This window comes from Streptomyces sp. NPDC005899, assembly GCF_040629645.1.
Lineage (GTDB): Bacteria > Actinomycetota > Actinomycetes > Streptomycetales > Streptomycetaceae > Streptomyces.
This window is the reverse complement of the sequence record NZ_JBEXWB010000432.1, coordinates 1-4579: the sequence shown is the minus strand read 5'-3', so window position 1 is coordinate 4579 and position 4579 is coordinate 1. Positions and strand designations below refer to the sequence as shown.

General features: G+C 75.0%; 4 protein-coding genes. 3 read left to right on the top strand and 1 reads right to left on the bottom strand.

The window, feature by feature from the left end; all coding sequences use genetic code 11:
* From ABZ371_RS29265 to ABZ371_RS29255, 3 genes are all read left to right on the top strand, one after another.
* Positions 1–1261: aldehyde dehydrogenase family protein (locus tag ABZ371_RS29265; RefSeq protein ID WP_358685166.1), on the top strand; the 1261-nt coding region annotated here is incomplete at its 5' end.
* Positions 1262–1267: 6 nt separating this feature from the next.
* Positions 1268–2056, top strand: coding sequence for a 3-oxoacyl-ACP reductase (locus ABZ371_RS29260; RefSeq protein WP_358685163.1), 789 nt, complete (start codon positions 1268–1270; stop codon positions 2054–2056).
* Between the two features lie 44 nt (positions 2057–2100).
* Positions 2101–3024, top strand: a complete 924-nt coding sequence (locus ABZ371_RS29255) for a DUF2510 domain-containing protein (RefSeq protein WP_358685160.1) — start codon at positions 2101–2103, stop codon at positions 3022–3024.
* 32 nt (positions 3025–3056) lie between these two features.
* Here ABZ371_RS29255 and ABZ371_RS29250 read toward each other — a convergent pair whose 3' ends face one another.
* Positions 3057–4259 carry an amino acid deaminase/aldolase gene (locus ABZ371_RS29250; RefSeq protein WP_358685157.1) on the bottom strand — a complete coding sequence of 401 codons (1203 nt, stop codon included), beginning with the start codon at positions 4257–4259 and terminating at the stop codon, positions 3057–3059.
* Positions 4260–4579: the final 320 nt, after the last annotated feature.

Sequence of the window (4579 nt, the reverse complement as noted above, 5' to 3'; positions counted from 1 at the left end):
GGCCGCCCAGCGCACCTGGGCGGCCCTGGCCCCCGCCGACCGCGCCAGGCTCCTCCGCCGCTTCGCCGTCCTCGTCGACGAGCACACCGAGGCGCTGGCCCGGCTCGAGGTCACCGAGGCGGGCCACACCCTGGGCAACGCCCGCTGGGAGGCGGGCAACGTCCGCGACCTGCTGGACTACGCGGCAGGGGGCGCCGAGCGCCTGACCGGACGTCAGATCCCCGTGCCGGGCGGCATCGACATCACCTTCCTCGAACCCCTCGGCGTCGTCGGGGTCATCGCCCCGTGGAACTTCCCCATGCCGATCGCCGCCTGGGGCTTCGCCCCCGCCCTCGCCGCCGGCAACGCCGTCCTGCTCAAACCCGCCGAGACCACCCCGCTCACCGCCCTCCGCCTGGCCGGGCTCGCCCTCGACGCCGGCCTGCCCGAGCACCTCCTGCAGGTGCTGCCCGGAGCCGGGGACGTCACGGGCGGCGCCCTGGTCGAACACCCCGGCGTAGCCAAGATCGTCTTCACCGGGTCCACCCGCGTCGGCAAGCGGATCATGGCCAGGTGCGCCGGCCGGGTGAAGCGGCTGACCCTCGAACTCGGCGGCAAGAGCCCCAACATCGTCTTCGCCGACGCCGACATCGAGGCCGCCGCGGCCGCCGCGCCCATGTCCTTCCTGGACAACGCGGGCCAGGACTGCTGCGCCCGGACCCGCATCCTGGTCCAGCGCCAGGTGTACGACCGCTTCCTGGAGCTGCTGGCCCCCGCCGTCGCCTCGGTCGTCGTCGGGGATCCCGGCGAGGAGAGGACACAGATGGGCCCGCTCATCTCCCGGACCCAGCTGGAGCGGGTGCGCGCCCTCGTCCCCGAAGGCGCGGCCGCGATCCGGGGCACGGCCCCCGACGGGCCCGGCTTCTGGTTCCCGCCGACCGTCCTCACGGACGTGGACCCGGCGGCGCCCGTGGCGACCGAGGAGGTGTTCGGCCCGGTCGCCGTCGTGCTGCCCTTCGAGGACGAGGCCGACGCGGTCCGGCTGGCGAACGCCACCGAGTACGGCCTGGCCGGCTCGCTCTGGACCCGGGACCTGGGCCGCGCCCTGCGGGTCTCCCGGGCGGTCCACGCCGGGAACCTGTCGGTCAACTCCCATTCCGCCGTGCGGTACTGGACCCCCTTCGGCGGCTACAAGCAGTCCGGACTCGGCCGTGAACTGGGGCCCGACGCCCTCGCGGCCTTCACCGAGACCAAGAACGTCTTCATCGGCACGGAGGCCTGAGCGACCATGACCACCGACACCGGATACATATGCCGCCGCCTGGCCGGCCGCACCGCCGTCGTCACGGGGGCGGGCAGCGGCATCGGCCTCGCCACCGCCCGCAGACTCGCGGCGGAGGGGGCCCACGTCGTCTGCGGCGACATCGACGACCGCGCGGGCGCCGCGGCCGCCCAGGAGGTGGGCGGCACCCACGTACCCGTCGACGTCACCGATCCCGACCAGGTCGAGGCCCTCTTCGCCACCGCGTGGGAGACGTACGGCTCCGTCGACATCGCCTTCAACAACGCCGGCATCTCCCCGCCCGAGGACGACTCCATCCTCACCACCGGGCTCGAGGCGTGGAAGCGCGTCCAGGACGTCAACCTCACCTCCGTCTACCTCTGCTGCAAGGCCGCCCTGCCGTACATGCGGCGGCAGCGCCGGGGCTCCATCATCAACACCGCGTCGTTCGTGGCGCGGATGGGCGCGGCGACCTCGCAGATCTCGTACACCGCCTCCAAGGGAGGGGTGCTCGCCATGTCCCGGGAACTCGGCGTCCAGTTCGCCCGGGAGGGGATACGCGTCAACGCCCTGTGCCCGGGGCCGGTCGACACCCCGCTGCTCCGGGAGCTGTTCGCCGCGGACCCGGAGCGCGCCGCCCGCAGGCTGGTCCACATCCCGCTCGGCCGGTTCGCCGAGGCGACGGAGATCGCCGCGGCGGTCGCCTTCCTGGCGAGCGACGACTCCTCGTTCGTCAACGCCACGGACTTCCTCGTCGACGGGGGCATCTCCGGGGCGTACGTGACGCCGCTGTAGGGCTTCGTCCCCGGGCCCCGGAGGCCCTCCCTAGAGTGGGGGCCATGAGCAACGCGACCCCGCCCGGCTGGTACCCGGACGTGCACGTGCCCGGCACCGAGCGCTGGTGGGACGGGGCGGCCTGGACCGCGCACATCCGGCCGTCCGCCGCCCCGCAGCCCGGGCCGCGGCCCGCTCCCGCGGCCGCGGCGGGCGAGAGGTCCCGGGGCCGCGCCCCGACGGTGGCCGCGATCACCGTGGCCGCCGTGGCGGTGATCGCCGCCGCCCTCACCGCGGTCGCGGTACTGGGCGGCGACGACGGCGGGGTCGGGCCGGACTCCTCGCGCGCCACCGCCGCCCCGCGGCCCACCGCGACGCTGCCGAGCGCCGCCCCCTCGCCCGCCGACGGGCCGGCGGGCGACCCCGAGGTGCTGACCGACCAGCTGAACGGCGTCACCCTGCGGGTCCCCGCGGGCTGGGAGAAGCCGGAGCACACCCTCGACACCGCCTCGACGATGCGTACGGCAGAGTCGTACGCCTGCCCGGGCGACTCCGGCAGCTTCTGCTACCACGGCACGGTCACCGTCCGCACGGCGACCGGCACCGACTCGGGATCCATGCGGGCGCTGGCCGAGGAGGACATCGCCACGGCGGCCGACCGGGCCTACGGCGAGAACGCCGTCGGCGACCTCGCCCACGGCGGCATCCGGTCCCACCGGCAACTGGCGTCCGCGTCCGTGAGCGTGGCCGGACGCACCGGCCACCTCGTGCGGTGGCAGGTCACCACGGGCCGCGGCCCGGGCGGATACGTCGAGTCGCTCGTCTTCCCCTCCCCGGTGGGCAGCGAGGCACCGGTCGTCGTGCGCTTCGCCTTCGACGCAGGCCGGGAGGAGCTGCCGCTCTCCCTCATGGACACCATCACCCGGGCCATCCGCCCGGTCGGCGACAGCGCCACCGGCGGGGGCGTCGGCAGCACCGTCGGTCCCTGAGGGCGCCGCTGGGACGCGCACGCCCCCGGACCTCAGAGGAACGTACGGCCCTCGCCCCGGTACGTCGGGACGGTGGCCGTGACGCGGTCGCCCTCGACCAGCCGCAGCTCCTCGAAGCGCTCGCACAGCTCGCCGGCCTTCGCGTGCCGGAACCACACCTTGTCCCCGACGAGCAGATCGTCCGCCGGGGCCCCGATCAGGGGCGTCTGCACCTCGCCCGGACCCTCCTGCGCGTCGTAGCGCAGTCCGTGGGGCAGGTACGGGACCGGGAGCCGGTCCGCGCCCGCCGCCCCGGACGCCGGGTAGCCGCCGCCCAGCACCGTCACGACGCCCACACCGGGCCGGCGGACCACGGGCAGGGCGAACAGCGCCGCCGGACGGCCGGTGAACGACGTGTAGTTGTCGAACAGCCGCGGCACGTACAGCCCCGACCCCGCCGCTACCTCCGTCACGGCGTCCTCCGCGGCGGTGTGCTGGACACTGCCGGTGCCGCCCCCGTTCACGAACTCCAGGTCCGGCGCCACCGCCCGCACCGCGCGCACCACCTCGGCCCGCCGGGCCGCCAGCTCCTTGCGGGCCGCCGCCTGCATCAGCCGGACCGCCCGCGAGCGCAGCGGCCGGCCGGCCACCGCGTCACCGACACCCGCCACATGGCCCTCGTACGCCATCAGGCCCACCAGCCGGAAGCCCGGCCTGCGGCCCACCGAGCGCGCCAGAGCGGCCAGTTCGGCGGGAGAGCGCAGAGGGGAGCGCAGGGCGCCGACCCTGACGCGGCCGCCCAGCAGCTGGAAGGAGGTGTCCAGTTCGAGACAGACCCGGATCTCCTCGGTCCCGCCGGCCCGTGCGGCGTCGATCAGCTCCAGCTGGGCGGGGTCGTCCACCATCACGGTCACGGCCGCCGCCAGCTTAGGATCGGCGGCCAGTTCGGCGTACGCGGCCCGGTCGGCGGACGGGTAGGCGAGCAGGACGTCGCCGAAACCGGCCCGGGCGAGCCACAGGGACTCGGCCAGGGTGTACGACATGATCCCGGCGAATCCCGGCCGCGCCAGCACCCGCTCCAGCAGGGCGCGGCAGCGCACCGACTTGCTCGCCACCCGGACCGGCTTCCCGCCGGCCCGGCGCACGAGGTCGTCGGCGTTGGCGTCGAAGGCTTCCAGGTCGACGACGGCCAGCGGGGCGTCGAGGTGGGCGGTGGCCCGGTCGTAACGGGTCCGGTCGGCGGCGCGGGCAGTCATGGCCGCAGCTTGCCAGACCGCCGTACCACTGGGTAGGGGACGTTCTGGGCAGATCCCCCGCGGCCGTCGGCCCGTTCCCGCTGCGCGGGCCCCACCCCGTAGAGTGACGGTCACGCGGATGACCGGCGGACCAGTCCGGACGGTGATCCACGGGCGGTACGGGGACGCGAACCAGGGGGCCGGATGAGTACCGAAGCGCAGCGCGCTCCCGTGCCACCCCGGCCGACCTCCCCGCCGCCCCACGTGCCGCGGACACCCGCTCGCATACCAATTAGGTGTGCCCCCTGGACACAAGGTTGCACTTGCACAACACATTCAGC